Source organism: Aeromonas sp. S19(2024) (assembly GCF_041402625.1).
Taxonomy (GTDB): Bacteria; Pseudomonadota; Gammaproteobacteria; order Enterobacterales; family Aeromonadaceae; genus Aeromonas; species Aeromonas caviae.
In genome coordinates this window covers 129346-150631 of record NZ_JBGLQU010000009.1, presented here as the reverse complement: position 1 = coordinate 150631, position 21286 = coordinate 129346, and the positions used below count along the sequence as shown (strand labels likewise).

Genomic DNA, 21286 nt, shown 5'->3' with positions numbered 1-21286 from the left:
GCTAACCGAATGCGGAGCGGTAGTTCAGTCGGTTAGAATACCGGCCTGTCACGCCGGGGGTCGCGGGTTCGAGTCCCGTCCGCTCCGCCACTAAATTGAAAGGCCTTCCCTGGCGGGAAGGCCTTTTTGCTTTATGGCGTCTGGATAAGAGCTCAGGGAACAAGAGCAACCGGCGGGTCTGAATCGCCACTTGTCACGGACAACCCGCCTCTTCCCCCCTGTGGTGCTTGCGTGCCTGGTATTGTCTCTTTGCCCAGGGCTTACCTTTCGCTCTGGTTTGCCTTTGTTCCTCCATCTTTTCCCAACCCGGCCAATCGGCCGGGCTTTGTCGTGTCTGGAGATGAGCATCGCAAGCACGCGAATACGCTCTGACCGAGAGTGCCAGAGGACCATCGGGAGCTCATATGCGGATAAGAGATAAGCAAAGCGCTTTTTCTTTCTTCATGGAATATGCATAAGCGGGCATGCTGTACTCAACCCAACGATATGGAGTATCACCATGAAACTGCGAATGACCGCTCTCACCGTTCTCTCCCTGCTGGCTCTCGGTCAGGTCCAAGCCGCCGAGGTGCGGCTGCTGAATGTCTCCTATGACCCGACGCGGGAGCTGTTCCAGGAGTACAACAGTGCCTTTGCCAAAGAGTGGAAGGCCAAAACCGGCGACGATGTGGTGGTGAGCCAGTCACACGGTGGCTCAGGCAAACAGGCTCGTGCCGTGGTGGACGGACTGGAGGCTGACGTGGTCTCCCTGGCGCTGGCCTATGACGTCGATGCGGTGGCCAAGGCAGGTCTCACCGCCAGCGACTGGGAAGGGCGTTTGGCCAACAATGCCTCTCCCTATACCTCCACCATCGTCTTCCTGGTGCGCAAGGGGAATCCCAAGCAGATCAAGGATTGGGGCGACCTGGTGCGCAAGGATGTCGCCATCATCACCCCCAACCCCAAGACCTCCGGCGGTGCGCGCTGGAATTATCTGGCTGCCTGGGGCTATGCCCTGAAGAAAAGCGGCACTGAAGAGGGCGCGAAACAGTTTGTCAGCGATCTGTTCAAGAATGTGAAGGTGCTGGACTCAGGGGCACGTGGCGCCACCACCAGCTTCATCGAACGCGGGCTCGGGGATGTGTTGCTGGCCTGGGAAAATGAAGCGTTGCTGGTGCTCAATCAGCCGGGCACCAGCGACAAGTTCGAACTGGTGGTGCCCTCGGTCTCCATCCTGGCCGAGCCGCCGGTAGCCGTGGTGGACAAGGTAGCCAAGAAGCATGGTACCGAGGCCGTCTCCAAGGCTTACCTCGAGTATCTCTACTCTGACGAAGGGCAGCGCATCATCGCCAAATACCACTATCGTCCGAGCAATCCGGCGATCCTGAAGGAGACAGCGGCCCAGTTCCCCAACCTGACGCTCTTTACTGTCAAGGATCTGGAAGGAGATTGGGACAAGGCACAGAAGAAGCACTTCGCCCAGGGCGGATCGTTTGACCAGATTTACCAACCGGGCCGCTAAGAGACGAAGGCCCCTGTGACAACAGATAGGAGTACCACGATGAACAAGATCCTTCTGGTTCCCGGTCTGCACAACAGTGGGCCGGATCACTGGCAGAGCCGCTGGCACCAGCAATTTCCCCAGTGGCAGAGAATGATGGGTCTGCCCTGGGACAAGCCGGATCTCACGGTCTGGAGCGCAAAGCTGGCGAGCAAGCTCAGGAGCCGGCGCAGCCGGGTCCACCTGGTCGCCCACTCCTTCGGCGCTCTAACGGCCATCGCTGCCGCCAGACTGCAACCAGACAAGGTCTCTTCCATCTTCATCGTTGCCCCTGCCGATCCTGCCCGTTTCGGTATCCCGGATGAGGTGTTGACGGGGTCCATCAAGGTCTCTGCCCAGTTGATCGCCAGCCGCAATGACCCCTGGATGAGTTTCGAGCGGGCAGAGTTCTGGAGCCGGCAGTGGCAGGTGCCGTTGTTCGATGCGGGGGAAGTGGGCCATATCAATGCCCAGTCCGGCCATGGGGAGTGGCACCAGGGCCTCGCTTTGCTCGGCACCCTATACCGCCGTGCCGAAATGGTGGTGGAGCCTGCTCCTGCCGAGTGGGGCAAGCAGGCCGCACTCAGTTTTCGATGAGGGACCATCGGATTGTCTCGGCACGATTTCCAGGCGGGCTGGCAACTTGGCCAGCGTGACTGACTTTGCATGTTCCCGGTTTTACCGCTCCGTCTTTTAGGTCTTTTATTTATATAAAAGACCTTTTTTTATGCTTATCGCTCTAAAAGCCTTGTTCCACCATTGTTAGATAAAAAAGTGCTTAGCAAAGGCATTATTGGTGTTTGTTGTCCCTGGCCGCCGTGAGCAAAATCGTCACATCCAAAGTATTTATAACAAACGGATGTGTTATGCGATTAAGTTCTTATTCCGTCCTGCCAGGCCTGGGGCCAACGCTGGGCTTCAGTCTGCTCTATCTGGGCATACTGGTGCTGCTGCCGCTCTCGGCACTGGTGCTGTTTGCGGTGAACAACCTGAGCGCCGCCGAGTTCTGGCAGGTGATCGGCTCCCCCCGGGTGCTCGCCTCCTTTCGCCTGAGCTTTGGCGCCGCCTTCATTGCCGCCCTGCTCAACAGTCTGTTCGGTCTGATACTGGCCTGGGTACTGGTGCGCTATACCTTCCCCGGCCGCAGACTGGTGGATGCGCTGATCGACCTGCCCTTTGCCATGCCGACTGCCGTCTCCGGCATCGCCCTGTGCGCCATCTTTGCCCCCAACGGCTGGATTGGCCAATGGGTCGCTCCGCTGGGCATCGAGCTTGCCTACAACCCCATAGGGGTGGTCATTGCCCTGACCTTTATCGGGCTGCCCTTTGTGGTGCGTACCCTGCAGCCGGTGCTGCGGGAAGCGGAGAGCGAGCAAGAGGAGGCGGCCGCGAGCCTGGGTGCCAACCGCTGGCAGACCTTCATCCGGGTACTGTGGCCGACCCTTGTACCTGCGCTGCTCACCGGTTTTGCCCTGGCGTTTGCTCGTGGCGTGGGGGAGTACGGCTCTGTCATCTTCATTGCCGGCAACCTCCCCATGGTGTCCGAGATTGCCCCCCTGATGATCATGAGTCACCTGGAGGAGTATGACTACGCCGGTGCATCGGCCATTGCGTCCGTCATGCTGCTCATTTCCTTTGTGCTGCTGTTGCTCATCAACAAGTTGCAAGCCTGGAGCTGGGCTCGCATCGGAGGAAGCCGTATATGAACGCCTCTACTGCACATCTCGATCAGGCCCAGGAGTCCGCTCCGGCCACCCCGGCGCGTCATCCTCCGGTGACCCATGAACCGGTCTGGGTCAAATGGCTGCTGGTCACCGTCGGTCTGGGCTGGTTTGCCGCCTTGCTGCTGTTGCCGCTGGCCACCGTCTTCATCCAGGCGCTGAGCCCGGGTCTGGCCTTCTTCTGGCACGCCATCAGCGAGCCGGATGCCCTGAGCGCCCTGGGGCTGACCGCCCTGGTGACGCTCTGCTCGGTGCCCCTGAACCTGCTGTTCGGGCTGGTCGCCGCCTGGGCCATCGCCCGGTTCCGCTTTCCTGGCCGGCAACTGCTTATCACCCTCATCGATCTGCCGTTCTCGGTCTCGCCGGTCATCGCGGGCTTGATGTTCGTGCTGCTGTTCGGCAGTCGCGGCTGGTTCGGCGAGTGGCTCAGCGAGCACGACATCAAGATCATTTTCGCTACCCCGGGGATCATCCTCGCGACCACCTTCATCACTGTGCCCTTCGTGGTACGCGAGCTGCTGCCCCAGATGGAGGCGCGAGGCCCGGAGGAAGAGGAGGCCGCCATCATGCTGGGGGCGAGCGGGTTGCAGATGTTCTGGCGGGTGACCCTGCCCGGCATCCGCTGGAGTCTGATGTATGGCCTGCTGCTCTGTACCGCCCGGGCGGTGGGGGAGTTTGGCGCTGTCTCCGTGGTTTCCGGCCACATTCGCGGCCAGACCAACACGCTGCCGCTGCACATCGAGATCCTTTACAACGAGTACCAGACCGGTGCCGCCTTCGCGGTGGCCAGCCTGCTGGCGCTGTTCGGGATCTTCACCCTGCTGGGTGAGACCCTGCTGGCCAGGCTGCGCGGCCAACCGACCCAGTCCCATTGATCCCGAATTAACGGTTATAGGAGAGGCATTCATGAGCATTCAGGTTCAAGGGCTCAACAAGCATTTCAATCAGTACGCGGCGCTGGCCGACATCAACCTCGATTTTCACGACGGTGAGCTGGTCGCCCTGCTCGGCCCCTCTGGCTGCGGCAAGACCACCTTGCTGCGGATCATCGCCGGGCTGGAGCAGGCGGACAGTGGCAGCGTCATCATCCGCGGCGAGGATGCCTCGGATCTCCATGTGCGCGAGCGCAACGTTGGCTTCGTGTTCCAGCACTACGCCCTGTTTCGCCACATGACGGTGTTCGAGAACGTGGCCTTTGGCCTGAGGGTCAAGCCGCGCAGCGAACGCCCGGACGAGGCGGCCATCCGCACCCGGGTCAAGGAGCTGCTGGATCTGGTGCAGCTCAGCCACGTCGCGGCACGCTACCCGACCCAGCTCTCCGGTGGTCAGCGCCAGCGGGTCGCCCTGGCCCGGGCCCTGGCGGTGCAGCCCAAGGTGCTGCTGCTGGACGAGCCTTTCGGCGCCCTCGATGCCCAGGTACGCAAGGAGCTGCGCCGTTGGCTGCGTGAGCTTCACGACGAGCTGCATGTCACCAGTCTGTTCGTGACCCACGATCAGGAAGAGGCCCTGGAGGTGGCGGATCGGGTGGTGCTGATGAACGCCGGCAAGGTAGAGCAGATTGGCACCCCTGCCGAAGTGTATGATCAGCCCGCCAGTGCCTTCGTGCACAGCTTCCTTGGCAGCGTGAACCTGTTTCGTGGCAGGGTGGCCGGGCAGGGGCTCGGCATCGGTGAGCAGCAACTGGGTGGCCCCATCCCCTCCCATCTGGCAGAAGGGAGTGCGGCCATCGCCTATGTGCGCCCCCACGAGCTGGAGATCCTGCCCTCGGATGCTCCCGGTGGCATTCGCGCCACCATTACCCGCCTGCTGCCCATGGGGCCGCGCATCCGGGTGGAACTCCGTGGCGATGGGGAGACGGGAGGTGCCCACTACGAGGCCGAACTGAGCAAGGAGGCCGCCCGGGCCTTTGCCCCCGGCCAGGGGGTGCGTCTGGTGGCCAGGCAGGCACAGCTCTATCCCGACTACCAGATCTGAGGGCAAGCCGCGAGGTGCGGCCCTCTTTCAGGCTTGCTGCCGGGCCATGATCCCGGCAATCCATAACAAGAGGACGGTGGCACGAGCCACCGCCACTCAGCGCAGGAGGCGATGAGGTGAACTTTCAGCAATTGCGAATCATTCGGGAGGCGGCACGACGGGATTACAACCTGACCGACGTGGCCAATGCCCTCTTTACGTCCCAGTCCGGGGTCAGCCGCCACATTCGCGAGTTGGAGGAGGAGCTGGGGCTCGCCCTCTTCATTCGCTATGGCAAGCGCCTGCTCGGCATGACCGAGCCGGGCAAGGAGTTGCTGGTGATCGCCGAGCGTATCCTGGGGGATGCCGACAACATCCGCAAACTGGCGAGCACCTTTGCCAATCGCGACTCGGGCCGGCTACTCATCGCGACCACTCATACCCAGGCCCGTTATGCCCTGCCGAGGGTAGTGAAGGCGTTTCGGGAGCAATTTCCTCTGGTACAGCTGGAGCTGCGTCAGGGGAGCCCGGAGGAGATAGTGCGGCTGGTGCAGACCGGCGAGGTGGACATCGGCATCAGCAGCGAGCAGCTCGACAAGAGCGAAGGGGTGGTGGCCTTTCCCTACTACCGCTGGCACCACAATATCGTCGTGCCGGAGCAGCACCCCCTCACCGCCGAGCGGGAGCTGACCCTGGCCGCTCTGGCCCACTGGCCCATCGTCACCTATCAGGCCGGCCTCACCGGTCGGGCACGGGTGGATGATGCCTTTGCCGAGGCGGGCATAGTGCCGCAGATCCTGCTGACCGCCCAGGACTCAGACGTCATCAAGACCTATGTCGAGCTGGAGATGGGGGTGGGCATACTGGCGGACATGGCGTTCGATTCCCAGCGGGACAAGGGACTGGTGCAACTGGACGGCAGTCGGTTGTTTGCGCCGCACACCGCCTGGATCGGCCTCAAGCAGGGGCAGTTCCAGCACAACTTTGCCTGGCAGTTCATCCAGCTCTGCAACCCCGAGCTGGCGCTGGCGGAGATCCAGGCCCGCGCCATGAGCAACGAGCCCCTGCTCGATTACCAGATTTGAACCGAGGGGTGGATGAAAAACGGGGAGCCATGGGCTCCCCGTTTGTTTGATGTTGACCTGATCTGGCACGGGAAACGCCGAGCGGGTTCTCGCCAGGTCGGAGACGTCCCATCACTGCGCTGTCCAGGCCTCCTGCCAGTGGGAGCCTACGCCCGGTTCATACTGGGTGGCCGTGCTCGCCCACTGGCTGCACCAGCCGCTGTAGGGGAAGGGTTTGCACTGATAGACCTTGCCGTTCTTCGGCTGCAGCACCCGGGTTCCGGCGGTGTAGGACTTGAGGCCGTCCGGGAAGGTGAACTGGTAATCGCCCCCGCTTGCCGGATCCTTGAACATGAGGTCCAGGGTCTGCTGCACCGCGTCACCACCGGCCTTGGGTTTGCCCTCGATCACCAGCTGATGGTGGCCTGCACTCAAGCCGGTCAGCGCCATGGAGAAACTCTGGCTGCCGTCCTTGATGTCGGCACTGCTCTGCCCCCTGGCGACACCGCCGTGGTCATAGAGGGTGTTGGTGATGGCGAGATCCCCCTGGGCCGTGACGGTGAAAGTCAGGGTGAGCTTGCCGTTGTCGAGGGGGTAGTCGCTCGCCAGACCGCTCACGCTGATCCCGTTCTCAACCGGGGGCTGCTGTTGCTCAAGCTGGATCTCGACCCGTTGCAGGTTGCTGCCAGCCTTGAGGTAGACCGGGTTCTGGCCATAGACGGGGTTGAACTGGCCGTCCGTACCTTGCTGGCCCGCACGGATCTGGCTCTGCTCGGCGTTGATCTTGCTCGCCAGGGCGTGGGCCCAGTTGTTCTTCTGGCCCTGCCCGGCGCTGGCGATGGTCAGCTCGGTCTGGAGATCGGTGCGCTCGCCATTGGCATCGAACACCCGGGTTCTGGCTTTGTCACCCGCCACCAGGTCGATGGAGGGATAGATGGTCCCTCCCTGGCTCCAGGTCAGCGGGGGCTGGGTGCCATCCTTGAACCGGGCATCGATCAGGTTGTAGAAGCTGTTGGCGGTATCCCCTACCTCCCACACCCCGAGAATGACCTGATAACCGGTACGCGGGGGCAGGGTGCACTGATGGGTCACCTGTTTGGGGGGTTGCACCATGTTGCCGTCGATGACACAGAAGGGATTGAGATCGAACGCATCCCGGGTGAGGGGCTGGTTCGGGTTCCAGTCCTGCTTGGTGAGGTAGTAGCGCCAGTTGCGGGTCACGTGGTTGGCAGTGAAGGTCCAGCTGATGGCGAAGGGACCGGCCTGCACTTCACGTTTGGTCCAGCGATCGAGAGTCTGGGTGTTGAGCTCGCCGAATTGGGGGTGACCGGCCGAGGCTATCTGGCCGTCGGCGGGGCCGCCATCGGGGAAGCCGGAGGGGGCTTCCAGGCTCTGGGGTTCCCACTGGATGGCGCCACACTGGCTGTTGCCCCCTGTCTTGCACAGGTAGTTGCGCCCTTCGGGCTGGCTGATGTAGCCGTGAGCGAGTACGCCGCCACTGGCCAGCAGCGCCAGCGCTGCCGCGAGATGGGTGAGTCGGATATTTGCTGCCATACATTCCTCTGTTCGGTGATGTGGGCAGTCACGTTGGCAGGGGAGTTCCCCGAAACACGGTGCTGCAACCCCGCTATCCTGGACAGCTTGTCTTTAGACCGGAGGCTTTGCGTCCTGGCCTTTCAACCAGTTTGCCAAATGACTACAGAAAGGATCATGGTGCCGCCTGTGGCGACCACTCATCATGACTATATTTTGTTAAAAAATTAAGTGTAAAAATTGACAGTGCCGTCTCATCGGAGCAGCGCATCAGCGGCAGATCACTCCGTCGGGATCTGCGCGCTGGTTCAGTGCGAGAGGGTGGCCCGGGAGAGGCTCCCGTGGCCATGACAGGAAAGGAGCCCCTGCAAGCCTGGCAGGGGCTCATGGGGCCACTCAGTGGCGGGGTTGCATGCCTGCTCGGGAAGAGGACGCCTGGGTCGGTCGCATCATCCTGTCCTGGGCTTGGGCGTTGTCCAGCTTGAACACCGCCAGTCGCTCGTCGAGGCTTCGGGAGAGACCGGCCAGCAGTTCGCTCTCCTGGGCCAACTGGGAGGCCGCCTGGGACATCTCTAGCGCCGAGTCGTTGATGCCGCTGACGTTGCGGTTCATGTCTTCCGCCACCATGCTCTGCTGCTCTGCCGCCGTGGCGATCTGGGTCGCCATGTCGCTCACGTGCTGGATGTGATTGACGATGAGGGAGAGATCCTGCCCCGCCTTCTCGGACTGGTTGACGCTGCTCTCCGCCAGCTTGCGGCTGGCGTCCATGGCGTTGGCGGCGGTGACAGCCCGTTGCTGCAACTGGGTGATGGTACTCTGGATCTCCTCGGTGGAGTGGCGGGTACGACTGGCCAGCTGGCGCACCTCGTCGGCCACCACGGCGAAGCCACGGCCCTGCTCGCCGGCCCGGGCCGCCTCGATGGCGGCGTTGAGGGCCAGCAGGTTGGTCTGCTCCGAGATGGCGCTGATGACCGCCGTCACCTCGCTTATCTGCATCACACCCTCCTTGAGCTGGTTGACCTGCGAGGTGGCCTGATCCACCTCGGTGGCCAGCGCCTGGATGCCGTGCACGCTGGCATGGACATCCTGGTTGCCGAGCCCGGCCTCGCTGGTGGCATCCTGGGTGTCACGGGCCGTGTTTTCGGCGTGACCCGCCACGTCGGCGATGGTGGCGCTCATCTCGTTCATGGCGGTGGCGAGCTGGGCGAGCTGATCCCGCTGACTGTTGACCGCCTGGTTGGTCTGTTCGGCGGAGGCGGCGATGCGCAGGGCGGCATCCGCCACGTTGCGGGCCCCCTGGCTCGCCTCCAGCAGGGCGCGGCGGATGGCATCCAGCCCCTGGTTGGTGGAGCTGGCGACGGCGCCGAGCTCATCCCTGCCCAGCACCGGGATGCTGACCACCAGATCGCCGGCCGCGACCCGGGCCATGGCCTTGTTGATCTCGGCCAGGGGATTGACGATGGAGCGGCTGATGGCGAGTCCCAGCAGCCCCATCAACAGGATCACCAGCAAGGTGGCGCCACCCATCCACTCATATTGCGACCACATGGTAGCCTCAATGTCCTGCAACAACACACCGGAGCCCAAGATCCAGCCCCAGGGCTGGTAGCCCGTCACCAGCGACATCTTCTGGGCCGCCTCGCCGGACGGGGAGACCCACTGATACTCCAGCCTGCCCTGGTGGCCGCCCTTGCCGAGATCCACCATGTGCTGCCAGTGGGACTCGGCAGGGTTGTTGCCCATCTGCTGGCCGACCAGCTCGGGTTTGGCGGGATGCACCACCACCCGACGATCTTCATCCAGCACGAACAGGTAGTTGTCCCCGTCAAAGCGCATGCTGTCGAGCATGGCCTTGGCCTGTGCCTTGGCCTGCTCCGGGGGGAGGGTGGCGGCCAGGGCCTGGATCCGGCTCATGGCCAGGTCCAGCACCGCCTGCAGCCTGGCTTCCCGTTCACTCATCAGATTGCGGTGCAGGGCACTGGCCGAGATGAGCAGCAGTGCGATGAAGCCGACCAGGGCCAGTGAGAGCAGCAGCATCAGCTTACGACTCACGGCAATATCACCGAGCTTGAACATAGTCTTATCCTTACTTTCCCATGCGGGTCTGATTGTGGCCGAACTGCCGGCCGGACCTGATTGTTGTTGTTTTTAACATATCATTAACTTTCAATGGGTTGCGGTGGAAAACAGCCAATTGAGCAGTTTGACAACCAGTATAGCCAGCAGACAGAAACCCTCGCTTTTGATAGCGTGATGGCGCGCATCCCGGCGCACAATTTGTCTGCTCAATTTGCAAGAAGTGTGAATGGGTTGGCATTTCACCAAAAAGGAGTGGGCGCCCCCGTGGTCGCCCCATAACAAGAGGGAAGTTATGAGTTCTATTGCCAGGAATTATCTCAATCAGCTCAATGCCGATTACCTGCAGGTGCACAGACGCAAGGAGGACCTGTTCTGGTCCACCTACATGGGCACCAGCGACGATCAAGCAGGCTTCACCGCGGCCGAACAGGCCTACAAGGCATTTTGTGCCGATCCTGACCGCCTGCCGGTGCTGCGGGAGATGCATGCCCAGGCCGAAGAGGCGGATCTCAGGCGCGGCCTGGGGGGCTGGATCGCCTTCTTCGAGTGCAACGTCATCGAAGATCCCGGTGCCTCCGCCCTGATGGACGAGCTGGTGGCCGCCGAGGCGGATCTCTTCGCCCGTCGCAAGGGGTTGAAGCTCACCTTGCTGGACGAGCAGGGCCGCCAGGTGCCCGGCAGTCTGCCCGCCGCCAGCACGGCGCTGGCCGCCAGCAGCGATGAGGCGGTGCGCCAGAGCGCGCTCGCCATGTTCCAGACCCTGGAGCAGTGGGTGGTCGACAACGGCTATCTGGCCATCGTCGCGCTGCGCAACCGCTTTGCCCGTGCCATGGGCTATCGCGACTACTTCGATTACAAGGTGCACAAGAACGAGCAGATGAGCCCGGAGCAGCTGTTTGCCATTCTTGACGACTTCATCGCCCGCACCGATGCCCGCTTGCACCAGAGTCTGGCGGAGCTGAAAGCGGCCAAGGGGGAAGCAGCCCTGCTGCCCCACAACCTGCGCTACAGCGTGAGTGGTGACGTGACCCGCCAGCTCGACCCTTACGTGCCCTTCTCCCGGGCGCTGAAGGATTGGGTCGAGAGCTTCCGCCGGCTCGGCATCCAGTACCGCGGTGCCACCCTCACCCTGGATCTGCTGACCCGGGAGGGAAAATACGAGAACGGCTTCTGTCACGGCCCGGTGCCGAGCTTCTGGCAGGATGGGGAGTGGGTGCCGGCGGTGGTCAATTTCACCAGCCTGGCCAATCCGGCCCAGGTGGGCAGCGGCTGGAGTGGGCTCAACACCCTGTTCCACGAGGGAGGCCACGCGGCGCACTTTGCCAACGTCACCGGCAACGCGCCCTGCTTCTCCCAGGAGTTTCCGCCCACCTCCATGGCCTATGCCGAGACCCAGTCCATGTTCTGCGACAGCCTGCTGGACGACGCGGACTGGCTCAAGCGCTACGCCAGAAACGCGGCGGGAGAACCCATCCCCGATGCGCTTATCCAGGCCATGATTGAAGCGCGCCAGCCATTTCGCGCCTTCAACGAGCGCCAGATCGCGCTGGTGGCCTACTTCGAGCGGGATCTCTACGCCATGGCAGATAGCGAGCGCACCCCGGCAGCCGTGCTGGCCCTGGCCCGCAAGTGGGAGCGCAAGATCCTGGGGGTGGATAGCCCGCGCCCGCTGCTGGCCATCCCACACCTTCTGAACCAGGAGTCGGCCTGCGCCTATCACGGCTATCTGCTGGCACTGATGGCGGTGGAGCAGACCCGGGCCTACTTCCTGAAACGCGACGGCTACCTCACCGACAACCCGCGTATCGGACCGGATCTGGCCGCCCACTACTGGGGGCCGGGCAACGGCATGACCCATGACGAGACGCTGCAGAGCCTCACCGGCGAGGGGTTCAGTGCGGTGCCGCTGGCAGAGGCGTGCAACCGGAGTGCCGCCGAGGCGTGGCAACAGGCACAGACGTGCATGGCGGCGGCGCGGCAGCGCCCACCGGCAGGGGAGGGGACGCCCCTCGACGCCCATATCCGGGTGGTGCACGGGGCCGAGCTCATCGCCGACAACAGCGAGTCCGAGGCGCGCATGCTGGCAGACTTCGAGGCCTGGATCCGGCGCCTTGAGGCCGCCGAACCAGTGACCCTGACCTGAGCCCGGTATCGCACAGTCAAAAGAGCCCCATTAGGGGCTCTTTTTTGTGGGCTGAGATGACCTGACCCCATGGTGCCAGCTGGGGATTGGCGGGTGGACAGGCTCAAGTGTCCTTGACGGCGCTACCCGCTGGTTTTTCTTCCTGCGCCATCTTCTAGGCCTTGACGATCAGCGCTGAGGCGCCCGGTTGCAGGCAAGAGACGACGCCCAGCCCTTGGCAGGGCCTCTGCATGGCGGGTTGACGGCCATTTCCCCCCCGCTGGCCATAGATATGTTTCTCCCGATATATTGAGTATTCACGGCGATCCCATATCATGGCGCTCGCTCGCCACCAGAGAGTGGCGACATTCAGATGATTTGCTAACAAGAGAGCCCAGAAGGCTCGCAGAGGGATGGATAGTGAGAGCCGTATTGCTGTGTTTGCTGGGGCTATGGCCCGCGTTGAGTTTTGCCACTCTGTCCGCCGATATGGTGGTGGTGAAGAAGTCGAGTTACAGCCTGACCCTGATGAAGGATGGCAAGGAAGTGAAGCGCTACTGGATTGCCTTGGGCCCGGCTCCCAAAGGACACAAGCAGCGTGAGGGGGATCAGCGTACCCCGGAAGGTCGCTATACCCTGGACTACAAGAAGAGCAACTCCGGGTTCTACAAGGCCATTCACATCAACTACCCGAATCTGGACGACATCAAGCGCGCCAACGAGCTGGGTGTGAACCCGGGCGGCATGATCATGATCCACGGCCAGCGCAACAGCCTGGGGGATCGCAGGGTGCAGCCGTCCAACTGGACCAATGGCTGCATCGCGGTGCTGAACCACGAGATGGACGAGATCTGGAACGCCATCGAGCCCGGCACTCCCATCATCATCGAGCCCTGATCCTGTCTGCCAACGCCCGCTCTCATGCGGGCGTTGCATTTGTCGCAGACCATGACGTGACACTGCCTCCTGCGCCGTGCTAGTTTTCCCGGTTCGCATTGGCTGTGACAAGGATGATCCCATGATGTCGGAAACCCGCCTCCCTGTGCCCGAGCGCACGGGGGCGCTCTGGTGGCGTGCCACCTTGGATATGCTCCCGCTCTCCATTTCCGTCATCCCCTGGGGAATACTGTGTGGCGCCCTGGCGCTTCAGGCGGGTATGAGCCCGCTCCAGGCACAGCTGATGTCGCTGCTGGTCTATGCGGGGGCGGCCCAGCTCTCGGCCACCACCTTGTTTGGGGCGGGGACGCCGCTGCTGCCCATCATGGGCTCCACCATGGTGATCACCTCCCAGCATCTGCTCTATGGCTTCACTTTCCGGCGCGACGTGCTGCCCCTCTCCCTGCGCTGGCGGGCCAGCCTCGCCTTCTTCCTGACCGACGAGATGTTTGCGGTGGCGCTGAAAGACAGGGAGCGCAGCGGCGCCTTCAATCCCGCCTATGCGCTCATCGCGGGCTTTGTCTTCTATCTGTTCTGGAACCTGGCGACCCTGCTCGGCATCGCCGCCGGCCAGTACATTGACGGGCTGGACAAGATGGGGCTGGATTTTGCCATCGCCGCCACCTTTATCGCCATGACGCTCCCCGCCATGAAGAACCTGCCCATGGTGGCGGCCACCCTGGTGAGCGGCGGGACGGCGCTCGTCACCAAGCCGCTGCTGGCGGAGATCCACATCATCGTCTCGGCCCTGGCCGGCATGGTGGTGGGCTATGTGCTGCACCGGATGAGGAGGTGATCATGGGCTGGCTGATGATAGGGCTGCTGGCCCTGATCACTTTCTTCAACCGTTTTGCCTTCTTCTCGCGGTTGACCCGCTATCAGCCGGGGGCCGAGATGGGGGCTTTCCTCAGCTTCTCGGCCCAGTCGGTGCTGACCGCCATCTGGCTGCCCATCGTCTTCAGCTATGAGCCCGATCACGGGCTGGACTGGGATCCGGACTACCTGGCCGCCACCCTGCTGGTGACGGTGCTGACCCTGCTGCGCCTGCCTACCCTGGTGGTGGTCGTCGTCGGCATGGGGGGCTTCTTCCTGCTGCGCTGGCTGGGGGGCGTGGCCCTGTTCTGGCCCTGGTGAAGGATGTGCCGTGATCCGGCATGGCGGATGTCTTGATGGGATATCCGCCCTGTTGGGAATGTCACTTCAAAAAAGGCCTCTCAAGTGTGAGGATTTTGGTTCCACCCGCCACGGAGTGAACCATGTCCTTCACCGAAACCTGCCAGCGCATCGTGCGCGACCCCCTGCTGTCACCGGCCCAGAAGAGCCACGCCCTGGCGCTCGCCGCCGAAAACGCGTTGCCTTACCCCGAGTTGCCTGCCGCCGTGCAGGATGCCATGGCACAAGGGGTGCTGTGCGACATGTTCGAGGGACACGCTCCCCACAAACCGCGCTATGTGCTGCCGGATTACGAGCGGTTTCTGCGCCAGGGCTCGGCCTGGCTGGAGCTGGCGCCCCCCCTGGACTTCGACGAGGCCCTCGATGCCCTGCGCATCCTCTACCACCACGTTCCTTCCGTCACCGGCATGCCGGTCTGGCTGGGGCGCCTCGATCACCTGCTGCTGCCCTTCGTCGGTGAGCTGGATGATGAAACGCTCCATCGCAAGCTGAAGGCCTTCTGGATCTATCTGGATCGGGTGCTGCCGGATGCCTTCATGCACGTCAACATCGGCCCCGACGACAACCGGATCTGCCGCCTGATCCTGCGCATCGACAACGAGCTCAAGCAGGTGGCCCCCAACCTCACCTTCTTTCACGATCCGGAGCAGACTCCCGACGATCTGCTGCTGCTGGCGGTGAAGAATATCGCCGAGTGCAGCAAGCCGCATATCGCCAACTACCCGATCCATCGCGATACCTTCGACCAGCGTGGGTTTGGCATCGTCAGCTGCTACAACGCCCTGCCGCAGGCCGGTGGCGCCAACACCCTGGTGCGCATCTCCCTCAAGCGAGTCGCCGAGCAGGCACAGGGGATCGATGATTTCCTCGGCTGTCTGCTGCCCCACTACTGCCGTCTCACGTCCCAGCTGATCGCGGTGCGCGCCGCCTTCCTGCACGAGGAGTCCGGTTTCTTCGACAGCTTCCTGGTCAAGGAGGGGCTGCTGGATGAGGATCGCTTCGTCCCCATGTTCGGCATCTACGGCATGGCGGAAGCGGTCAACATTTTGATGGATAAAGAGAATCTGCCGGGCCGCTACGGTCACGACGAAGAGGCAAATCAGCTTGGCTATCGCATCTCGGCCCAGCTTTCGGAATATGTCACTACGACGCCGCAGGCCCATGCCTGGGGTGGGCACGCTCTGCTGCACTCACAGGGCGGCCTCAGCATCGATGTGGCGGTGACCCCGGGAGTGCGGATTCCCTACGGGCAGGAGCCGGATCCGGCCAGCCATGTGCTGGCGCTGGCGCCGCACCACGGCTACTACCACTCGGGGATCAGCGAGATCCTGACCCTGGATCTCACCATCCGCCAGAACCCGCAGGCACTGCTGCAGCTCTGCAAGGGGGCGCTCGCCATCGGCATGCGCGAGTTCACCGCCAACGTGGCGGACAGCGATCTGGTGCGGGTGACCGGCTATATGATCCGCAAGAGCGACGTGGCACGCTTCGCAGAGGAGGGGTCGCGGCTGCAGACCACCTGTCTTGGTGCCGAGGCGAGTGAAGTGACCGCCATTCGCCAGCGGACACCGCGGGTGGTGGCTATCGAGACCCTCTTGAATGAGCACTGAGAACGGCAGGCAGAAGAGGGCCGAGTTCAGGGCGACGGTGAGCCGCTGGCTGCCCTTCTCCTGCGTGGACGGCCCCGGCAACCGGCTGGTGCTGTTTTTGCAGGGCTGCAACTTCCGCTGCCCCGGCTGCCACAACCCCCACACCATGGGGTTGTGCGATCACTGCGGTGACTGCGTGCCCGGTTGCCCGGGCGGAGCCCTGGCGATGCAGGAGGGGCGGGTGAGCTGGCAAGCCGAGCTTTGTACCCACTGCGACCGTTGCCTCGATGTCTGCCCTCGCCACGCCACCCCCAAGACGCGCCAGATGTCGGTGGCCGAGGTGCTGGCCCTGCTGCGCCGCTATGGCCCGCTGCTCACCGGCATCACCGTCTCCGGCGGGGAGGCGACCACCCAGTTGCCGTTCGTGATCGCCTTGTTCACGGCCATCAAGGCTGCGCCGGATCTGGCCCGTCTCACCTGCCTGCTCGACAGCAACGGATCCCTGGGTGAAACGGGTTGGCAGCGGCTGTTGCCGGTGCTGGACGGCGCCATGATAGACCTCAAGGGGTGGCGCGAGCCTGTGCATCTGGCCCTGACCGGGCGGGGCCGCGAGCGGGTGCTGGCATCGCTGCAACTGCTGGCGCAGGCGGGCAAGCTGGCGGAGGTGCGGCTGCTGCTGGTGCCGGGGCGGAGCGATTTTCTCGATGCCACCGGCGCGCTGGAGGAGGCGTTGACGGCCTTCTTGCTGTCGCTGGGGCCCGTGCCCATCCGCCTCAACGGCTTTCGCCACCACGGGGTGCGAGGGGAGGCGCTGTCATGGCCAGAAGCCGGGTCGGCTGACCTGACAGTGCTTGCCAACGCATTGAAGGCCAAGGGATTTGGGTCGGTGATGCTGCCTGCGATCTGAGCTCTGCGGCACGTCGGGATGCTGAGACCCGATATGACGCAACTGTGAACTCTGTCTATAGGGGCTGTCCGAGGGGACGGCTAGAATGGGCAAACCGTCCATCACCAACAGATACCCATGAGTGAATCCAACGCCCTTTATCGAGTGCAGTTCATTTGTCACAGCGAGCGTTACGAAGTCTATGTAAGAGAGGTGAATCAGGGCCAGCTGTTTGGCTTCATCGAGATCGCCCACTTCGTGTGGGACAACCACACGGCGCTCATTGTCGACCCCAGCCACGAGAAGCTGAAGAGCGAATTTGCCGACGTCACCCGCACCCTTATTCCCATGCACCAAGTGCTGCGGGTCGATCAGGTGCGCAAGCAGGGGGCCGCCCGCATCACCGAACTGGGCAACAACGTCACCTCTTTCCCAGGCCCCATCTATACCAAGAAGCCCTGAGTCCTGCCACCAGGCATCATTGTGGGGCGTCCAGCTCCCGGGCCAGTTGCAGGATGCGCTGACGGAACCAGCGCAGGGCGGGATCTTCCCCCAGGGGGCCATACCACACCAGGCTGTGGGTCACGGCGCCGTAATCGAAGGGAACGGGGCGGCTCACCAGCCCCTGGGTACAAGCCCGGGTAGCCCAGCCCTTCACGGCCGTGAGAATGAGATCGCTCTGGCGCAGCAGGGCGGCGGCGCTGCCAAAATCCGGCAGGGTGGCCCCCAGTCTGCGCCGTACCTGGCGCTGGGCCAGACTCTGCTCGAAGAAGGGATCGGCCAGCTCCTGATCGCGAATGGCGATGTGGCGCCAGCTCAGGTAGGCATCGAGATCCCAGGGGCGCGTCAACGCCGGATGATCCGCGCGCATCAGGCAGACCAGCTCGTCCTCCCGCAAGGTTTCCCAGACGAGGCCGGGCTGATTGACCCCGGGCTGGCTCTGATCGTGGGGCAGGATCACGAAGTCGAGCTTGCCCGCCGCCAGAGCAGCCAGTCCCTGCTCGTCCTTGTTACGCACGACGGGCATCAGCCCCGGCACCTCCTGCATCAACTGACCCAGTACGGCCCCCATGGGCCAGATCATGCTGCTCTCCCGCATCGCCAGGTTCAGCTCCCCCTGCCAGTTGGCAGGGGCAAATCCTTCCTGGCTGGTGAGGCCGTTGAGCTCCCCCAGCAGGCGGCGCAGCGTCGGGCCGAGGCGTTCGGCAAACGGGGTCAGCAGCAACTGGTTGCCCTGGCGGTAGAGCAGTTGATCCCCCAGCAGTTCGCGCAACTGGTTGAGGGTCTTGCTGACGGTGGAGGGGGTGGTGCAGAGGCGCTCGGCGCTGCGGGTGACACTGCGGGTGTCGAGCAGCAGATGCAGGGTCACCAGGTGGCGACCGCCGAGGCGGGAGAGGGCAATGAGATCCATCACGGTTCCACGGGCAAGGGGACAAACGAAAAGCCCCGCCTGAGCGGGGCTTGCGGGCTTAGCCCTTGAGCACGGCGGCCATGGCGTCGGCCACGTAGTCGACGTTGCGGCTGTTGAGGCCCGCCACGCACATGCGACCGGAGCGCACCAGGTAGACGGCGAACTCTTCCCGAAGGCGGTCCACCTGCTCCGGCGTGAAGCCGGTGTAGCTGAACATGCCGCGTTGGTTGATGAAGTAACTGAAGTCGCGGCCCGGCACCTTGGCACTCAGCACCTCGAACAGCTTCTGGCGCATGGCCTTGATGCGGGTGCGCATCTCGGTCACCTCACCGACCCACATGGCGTGCAGTTCGGGCTGGCTCATCACAGCCGCGGTGATCTGGCCGCCGTGGGTGGGGGGGCTGGAGTAGTTGCGGCGCACGGTGGCCTTCATCTGGCCGAGCACCCGGCTCGCCTCTTCGGCATCCTGGCAGATGACCGACAGGCCGCCGCAGCGCTCGCCGTAGAAGGAGAGGTTCTTGGAGAAGGAGTTGCTGACGAAGAAGCTGACACCGGCGGCCACCATGGCGCGGATGGCATAGGCATCCTCTTCCAGCCCGTCACCGAAGCCCTGATAGGCGATGTCCATGAAGGGGATCAGGTTCTTCTCGACCACCAGGGCGATCACCTGGTCCCACTGGGCACGGGAGAGATCCACCCCGGTCGGGTTGTGGCAGCAGGGGTGCAGCAGCACGATGCTTTTCGCAGGCAGGCTGCTCAGGCAGTCGATCATGGCGTCGAACTGCACGCCGCCGGTGGCCGCATCGTAATAGGGGTAGTCGTGCACCTTGATGCCGGCCCCCTCGAACATCGCCTTGTGGTTGTCCCAGGTGGGATTGCTGACCCACACCTCGGATGTCGGGAAGTAGCGCTTGAGCAGATCGGCACCGATCTTCAGGGCGCCGGAGCCGCCGATGGTCTGGATGGTGGCGATGCGACCCGCCTTGACCGCTTCATGCTCGGCGCCAAACAGCAGGTGCTGCACCGCGGTGCGGTAGTTGGCGGCGCCTTCCATCGGCTGGTAGGGGCGCGGGGCCGGGGCAGCGGCGCGCTGCGCTTCGGCCTGCTGCACCGACGGCAGCAGCGGAATGCGGCCCTGCTCGTCGTAATAGAGGCCAATCCCCAGGTTCACCTTCTGCTCGCGGGTATCTTTATGGAAGGTCTCGACTAGCGTCAGTATGGGGTCGCCAGCATAGGCATCGACGTGTTCAAACATGGGGGGTCCTTGAAGTTGACTGTCCAATTCGGCCGGCCATCAGCCGGGCCGATATGATGGCGCAATCCAGAGGTGGCCTCAAGTTGTTCGAGATGGCGACAGGGCTGACAAAGTCTGTCGCAGTGGTAAGCGCGGGGCCCTTGTCAGGATCCTGCATCCCGTCTGCACGTTCCCCCCATTTTGTCAGAGAAGGCTGCCTTATCGGGATCGTTTGGATAATATATGGATACATACGGCCCCTCTCATTCCCCTTACACCCACCCGGGGGAGTCAGGTTCAGCGCCACCTGAGACAAATTAATAGTTGCATAATAGTCAGGCTATTCTTTTGACAACCATTGCAGTGTGCCCGACCCCTTCGGGGGGCCCACGATAACAGGTGACTCATCGCCGATGACCCGACACGTTTCTGATGCCGATTCTCCCTGGCTGGACTGGCACGGCCTGGGTGGCTGGAATGTCTATTTTCTTGCCAAGTTCGCCCTGCTCTGGGCGGGCTACCTCAATTTTCACCCGCTGATTAACCTGGTGTTTGCCGCCTTCCTGATCTTTCCCCTGCCCGGGGCGGGGCTGCGGCGCCTCCGGCACTGGCTGGCGCTGCCCATCGGGGTAGGGATCTTCTATCACGACACCTGGTTGCCGGGGATAGAGAGCATTCTCGATCAGGGCAGCCAGGTCTTCTCCTTCACCCTGGACTACTGGCTGGAGCTGCTCGGGCGCTTCATCAACTGGGAGATGGTGGGTATCGGCTTCGTGATGCTGACCCTCTACCTCTTCATCGCCCAGTGGCTGCGCTTCACCCCCTGGATCCTGCTGGCGCTGCTCTGGCTCTGGGTCTCGCCCCAGGTGAGCAATCCCTTCGCGAGCAGCAAGGGGACGAGCGAGCATGCCCTGAACACGTCCCGGGAGGAGACCCGCTCTTCAGTGCTGCCCATGGAGGAGCAGCTTGACCAGAGTGCCCCGCCGACCAACGAGAACCTCAACGCCTATCTCGATGACTTCTATCGGGAGGAGCAGGAGAGACTGGTGCACTTCCCGGAGAGCCTGCCAGCCCAGGCGACCCCCTTCGATGTGCTCATCATCAATGTCTGCTCCCTGGCCTGGCATGACGTGGAGGCGAGCGGCCTGAGCGGGCATCCGGTCTGGTCCCACTTCGACATTCGCTTCAACCGCTTCAACTCCGCCACCTCCTACAGCGGCCCGAGCTCCATTCGCCTGCTGCGGGCCAGTTGCGGGCAGACCAGCCACCAGGGGCTCTATGTGACGGCGCCGAAGCAGTGTCTGCTGTTCGAGAACCTGGCCCAGCTCGGCTTTGCCAAACAGGTGGCCATGGATCACTCGGGGGATTTTGGCAATTACCTGACCGGCCTGCAGCAGTATGCCGGGCTGGATGTGACCCCCATGGACAAGAAGGGACTGGCCCATGATCTCGCCTCCTTCGATGGGGAGCCCATCTATCGCGGGGATGCCCTGTTCGGCCGCTGGCTGAACGAGCGGACACAGAGTCAGGCGGCACGCAACGTCACCTTCTTCAACCTCATCGCCCTGCACGATGGCAACCGCTATGTGGCGAGCCGCCAGATAGCGCCCTACAAGGAGAGGCTCAAGACCCTGCTGGATCAGCTGGACGACTTCATGACGACGCTGGAGCAATCCGGCCGCAAGGTGGTCGTGGTGATGGTGCCTGAGCACGGCGCCGCTCTCACCGGCGACAAGATGCAGATGGCCGGGCTGCGGGACATTCCCAGCCCGAGCATCACCCAGGTGCCGGTGGGGGTTGCCCTGCTCGGTACCAAGGCGCCCCACGAGGCGACCCGCAATGTGGACACCCCCAGCAGCTTCCTGGCGGTATCAGAACTGGTCTCCAGGCTGGTGGGGAGGGATGTGTTCGGGAGCGAGGCCATTGATTGGGATGCCCTGCTGGGCGACCTGCCGCAGACCCCGTCGGTGTCCGAGAACCAGGGCTCGGTGGTGATCGAATATCAGGGCAAGTACCACATCAAGCTGGGGCAGGGGGACTGGGTCCCCTATCCCCAATGAGACCGG

The 21286-nt window shown here is 63.2% G+C and carries 18 protein-coding genes, 1 tRNA gene and 1 riboswitch; of the genes, 15 read left to right on the top strand and 4 right to left on the bottom strand.

The genetic code is table 11. The features are described 5' to 3' along the window. Window positions 1-13: 13 nt before the first annotated feature. From ACB037_RS16880 to cbl, 7 genes are all read left to right on the top strand, one after another. Window positions 14-90, top strand: a tRNA-Asp gene (locus tag ACB037_RS16880). 409 nt (window positions 91-499) lie between these two features. Further along, entirely contained in the window at window positions 500-1501 is a 1002-nt protein-coding gene (locus ACB037_RS16875) for a sulfate ABC transporter substrate-binding protein (protein WP_042864432.1), read from the top strand. Window positions 1502-1540: 39 nt separating this feature from the next. Then, window positions 1541-2116 carry an alpha/beta hydrolase gene (locus tag ACB037_RS16870; RefSeq protein ID WP_010672824.1) on the top strand — a complete coding sequence of 192 codons (576 nt, stop codon included), beginning with the start codon at window positions 1541-1543 and terminating at the stop codon, window positions 2114-2116. A gap of 269 nt (window positions 2117-2385) precedes the next feature. Further along, window positions 2386-3225 carry a sulfate ABC transporter permease subunit CysT gene (gene cysT, locus ACB037_RS16865; RefSeq protein WP_039039454.1) on the top strand — a complete coding sequence of 280 codons (840 nt, stop codon included), beginning with the start codon at window positions 2386-2388 and terminating at the stop codon, window positions 3223-3225. After that, a complete protein-coding gene (gene cysW, locus ACB037_RS16860) occupies window positions 3222-4115 on the top strand; it encodes a sulfate ABC transporter permease subunit CysW (protein WP_371175635.1) in 894 nt (297 codons plus the stop codon). The genes cysT and cysW overlap by 4 nt, the downstream gene beginning before the upstream one ends. Before the next feature lie 31 nt (window positions 4116-4146). Continuing rightward, on the top strand, window positions 4147-5214 hold the full coding sequence (locus ACB037_RS16855; protein WP_010672827.1) for a sulfate/molybdate ABC transporter ATP-binding protein: 1068 nt from the start codon (window positions 4147-4149) through the stop codon (window positions 5212-5214). Window positions 5215-5330: 116 nt separating this feature from the next. Further along, window positions 5331-6278 carry an HTH-type transcriptional regulator Cbl gene (gene cbl, locus ACB037_RS16850; RefSeq protein ID WP_010672828.1) on the top strand — a complete coding sequence of 316 codons (948 nt, stop codon included), beginning with the start codon at window positions 5331-5333 and terminating at the stop codon, window positions 6276-6278. Between the two features lie 111 nt (window positions 6279-6389). Here cbl and gbpA read toward each other — a convergent pair whose 3' ends face one another. Both gbpA and ACB037_RS16840 read right to left on the bottom strand, forming a co-directional pair. Beyond that, the gene (gene gbpA / locus ACB037_RS16845; protein ID WP_128297351.1) at window positions 6390-7811 is read right to left on the bottom strand and encodes an N-acetylglucosamine-binding protein GbpA; all 1422 of its coding nucleotides are present in this window, start codon (window positions 7809-7811) and stop codon (window positions 6390-6392) included. A 60-nt stretch (window positions 7812-7871) separates the two neighbouring features. Next, a riboswitch (cyclic di-GMP riboswitch) is annotated at window positions 7872-7957 on the bottom strand. A 229-nt stretch (window positions 7958-8186) separates the two neighbouring features. After that, window positions 8187-9866: a methyl-accepting chemotaxis protein gene (locus ACB037_RS16840; RefSeq protein WP_010672830.1), complete on the bottom strand. Its 1680-nt coding sequence runs from the start codon at window positions 9864-9866 to the stop codon at window positions 8187-8189. 295 nt (window positions 9867-10161) lie between these two features. On the opposite strand from ACB037_RS16840, the gene ACB037_RS16835 reads away from it, so the two are divergent. The 7 genes from ACB037_RS16835 to ACB037_RS16805 all read left to right on the top strand — a co-directional run bounded on the left by ACB037_RS16835 (window position 10162) and on the right by ACB037_RS16805 (window position 17037). Next, complete coding sequence (locus ACB037_RS16835; protein ID WP_371175633.1) at window positions 10162-12012, top strand: M3 family metallopeptidase; 1851 nt, start codon at window positions 10162-10164, stop codon at window positions 12010-12012. A gap of 399 nt (window positions 12013-12411) precedes the next feature. Continuing rightward, window positions 12412-12888, top strand: coding sequence for a murein L,D-transpeptidase family protein (locus ACB037_RS16830; RefSeq protein WP_029313677.1), 477 nt, complete (start codon window positions 12412-12414; stop codon window positions 12886-12888). Between the two features lie 121 nt (window positions 12889-13009). Beyond that, the gene (locus ACB037_RS16825; protein WP_049635962.1) at window positions 13010-13723 is read left to right on the top strand and encodes an AzlC family ABC transporter permease; all 714 of its coding nucleotides are present in this window, start codon (window positions 13010-13012) and stop codon (window positions 13721-13723) included. 2 nt (window positions 13724-13725) lie between these two features. After that, window positions 13726-14061, top strand: coding sequence for an AzlD domain-containing protein (locus ACB037_RS16820; RefSeq protein ID WP_261998820.1), 336 nt, complete (start codon window positions 13726-13728; stop codon window positions 14059-14061). 122 nt (window positions 14062-14183) lie between these two features. Then, complete coding sequence (locus ACB037_RS16815) at window positions 14184-15710, top strand: YjjI family glycine radical enzyme (RefSeq protein ID WP_371175631.1); 1527 nt, start codon at window positions 14184-14186, stop codon at window positions 15708-15710. 37 nt (window positions 15711-15747) lie between these two features. After that, the gene (locus ACB037_RS16810) at window positions 15748-16596 is read left to right on the top strand and encodes a YjjW family glycine radical enzyme activase (protein WP_371175637.1); all 849 of its coding nucleotides are present in this window, start codon (window positions 15748-15750) and stop codon (window positions 16594-16596) included. A 117-nt stretch (window positions 16597-16713) separates the two neighbouring features. Beyond that, window positions 16714-17037: a DUF1820 family protein gene (locus ACB037_RS16805; protein WP_371175630.1), complete on the top strand. Its 324-nt coding sequence runs from the start codon at window positions 16714-16716 to the stop codon at window positions 17035-17037. A 16-nt stretch (window positions 17038-17053) separates the two neighbouring features. Here the strand turns inward: ACB037_RS16805 and ACB037_RS16800 are convergent, their stop codons facing one another. Further along, window positions 17054-17986, bottom strand: coding sequence for a LysR family transcriptional regulator (locus ACB037_RS16800; RefSeq protein WP_042014579.1), 933 nt, complete (start codon window positions 17984-17986; stop codon window positions 17054-17056). A gap of 58 nt (window positions 17987-18044) precedes the next feature. Next, a complete protein-coding gene (locus ACB037_RS16795) occupies window positions 18045-19241 on the bottom strand; it encodes an amino acid aminotransferase (RefSeq protein ID WP_102949194.1) in 1197 nt (398 codons plus the stop codon). A gap of 392 nt (window positions 19242-19633) precedes the next feature. Between ACB037_RS16795 and bcsG the strand changes: the two genes are divergently transcribed. Continuing rightward, window positions 19634-21280: a cellulose biosynthesis protein BcsG gene (gene bcsG / locus ACB037_RS16790; protein ID WP_371175628.1), complete on the top strand. Its 1647-nt coding sequence runs from the start codon at window positions 19634-19636 to the stop codon at window positions 21278-21280. The last annotated feature ends 6 nt before the right edge of the window (window positions 21281-21286 follow it).

Bases quoted from the DNA above. Each gene is read 5' to 3' on its own strand.
- ACB037_RS16825 (WP_049635962.1), top strand. From the start codon at position 13,010: ATGATGTCGGAAACCCGCCTCCCTGTGCCCGAGCGCACGGGGGCGCTC.
- cysT (WP_039039454.1), top strand. From the start codon at position 2,386: ATGCGATTAAGTTCTTATTCCGTCCTGCCAGGCCTGGGGCCAACGCTG.
- ACB037_RS16795 (WP_102949194.1), bottom strand. From the start codon at position 19,241: ATGTTTGAACACGTCGATGCCTATGCTGGCGACCCCATACTGACGCTA.
- ACB037_RS16840 (WP_010672830.1), bottom strand. From the start codon at position 9,866: ATGTTCAAGCTCGGTGATATTGCCGTGAGTCGTAAGCTGATGCTGCTG.
- ACB037_RS16820 (WP_261998820.1), top strand. From the start codon at position 13,726: ATGGGCTGGCTGATGATAGGGCTGCTGGCCCTGATCACTTTCTTCAAC.
- ACB037_RS16875 (WP_042864432.1), top strand. From the start codon at position 500: ATGAAACTGCGAATGACCGCTCTCACCGTTCTCTCCCTGCTGGCTCTC.
- ACB037_RS16835 (WP_371175633.1), top strand. From the start codon at position 10,162: ATGAGTTCTATTGCCAGGAATTATCTCAATCAGCTCAATGCCGATTAC.
- ACB037_RS16815 (WP_371175631.1), top strand. From the start codon at position 14,184: ATGTCCTTCACCGAAACCTGCCAGCGCATCGTGCGCGACCCCCTGCTG.
- ACB037_RS16870 (WP_010672824.1), top strand. From the start codon at position 1,541: ATGAACAAGATCCTTCTGGTTCCCGGTCTGCACAACAGTGGGCCGGAT.
- ACB037_RS16855 (WP_010672827.1), top strand. From the start codon at position 4,147: ATGAGCATTCAGGTTCAAGGGCTCAACAAGCATTTCAATCAGTACGCG.
- ACB037_RS16800 (WP_042014579.1), bottom strand. From the start codon at position 17,986: ATGGATCTCATTGCCCTCTCCCGCCTCGGCGGTCGCCACCTGGTGACC.
- cysW (WP_371175635.1), top strand. From the start codon at position 3,222: ATGAACGCCTCTACTGCACATCTCGATCAGGCCCAGGAGTCCGCTCCG.
- bcsG (WP_371175628.1), top strand. From the start codon at position 19,634: ATGACCCGACACGTTTCTGATGCCGATTCTCCCTGGCTGGACTGGCAC.
- ACB037_RS16805 (WP_371175630.1), top strand. From the start codon at position 16,714: ATGAGTGAATCCAACGCCCTTTATCGAGTGCAGTTCATTTGTCACAGC.
- gbpA (WP_128297351.1), bottom strand. From the start codon at position 7,811: ATGGCAGCAAATATCCGACTCACCCATCTCGCGGCAGCGCTGGCGCTG.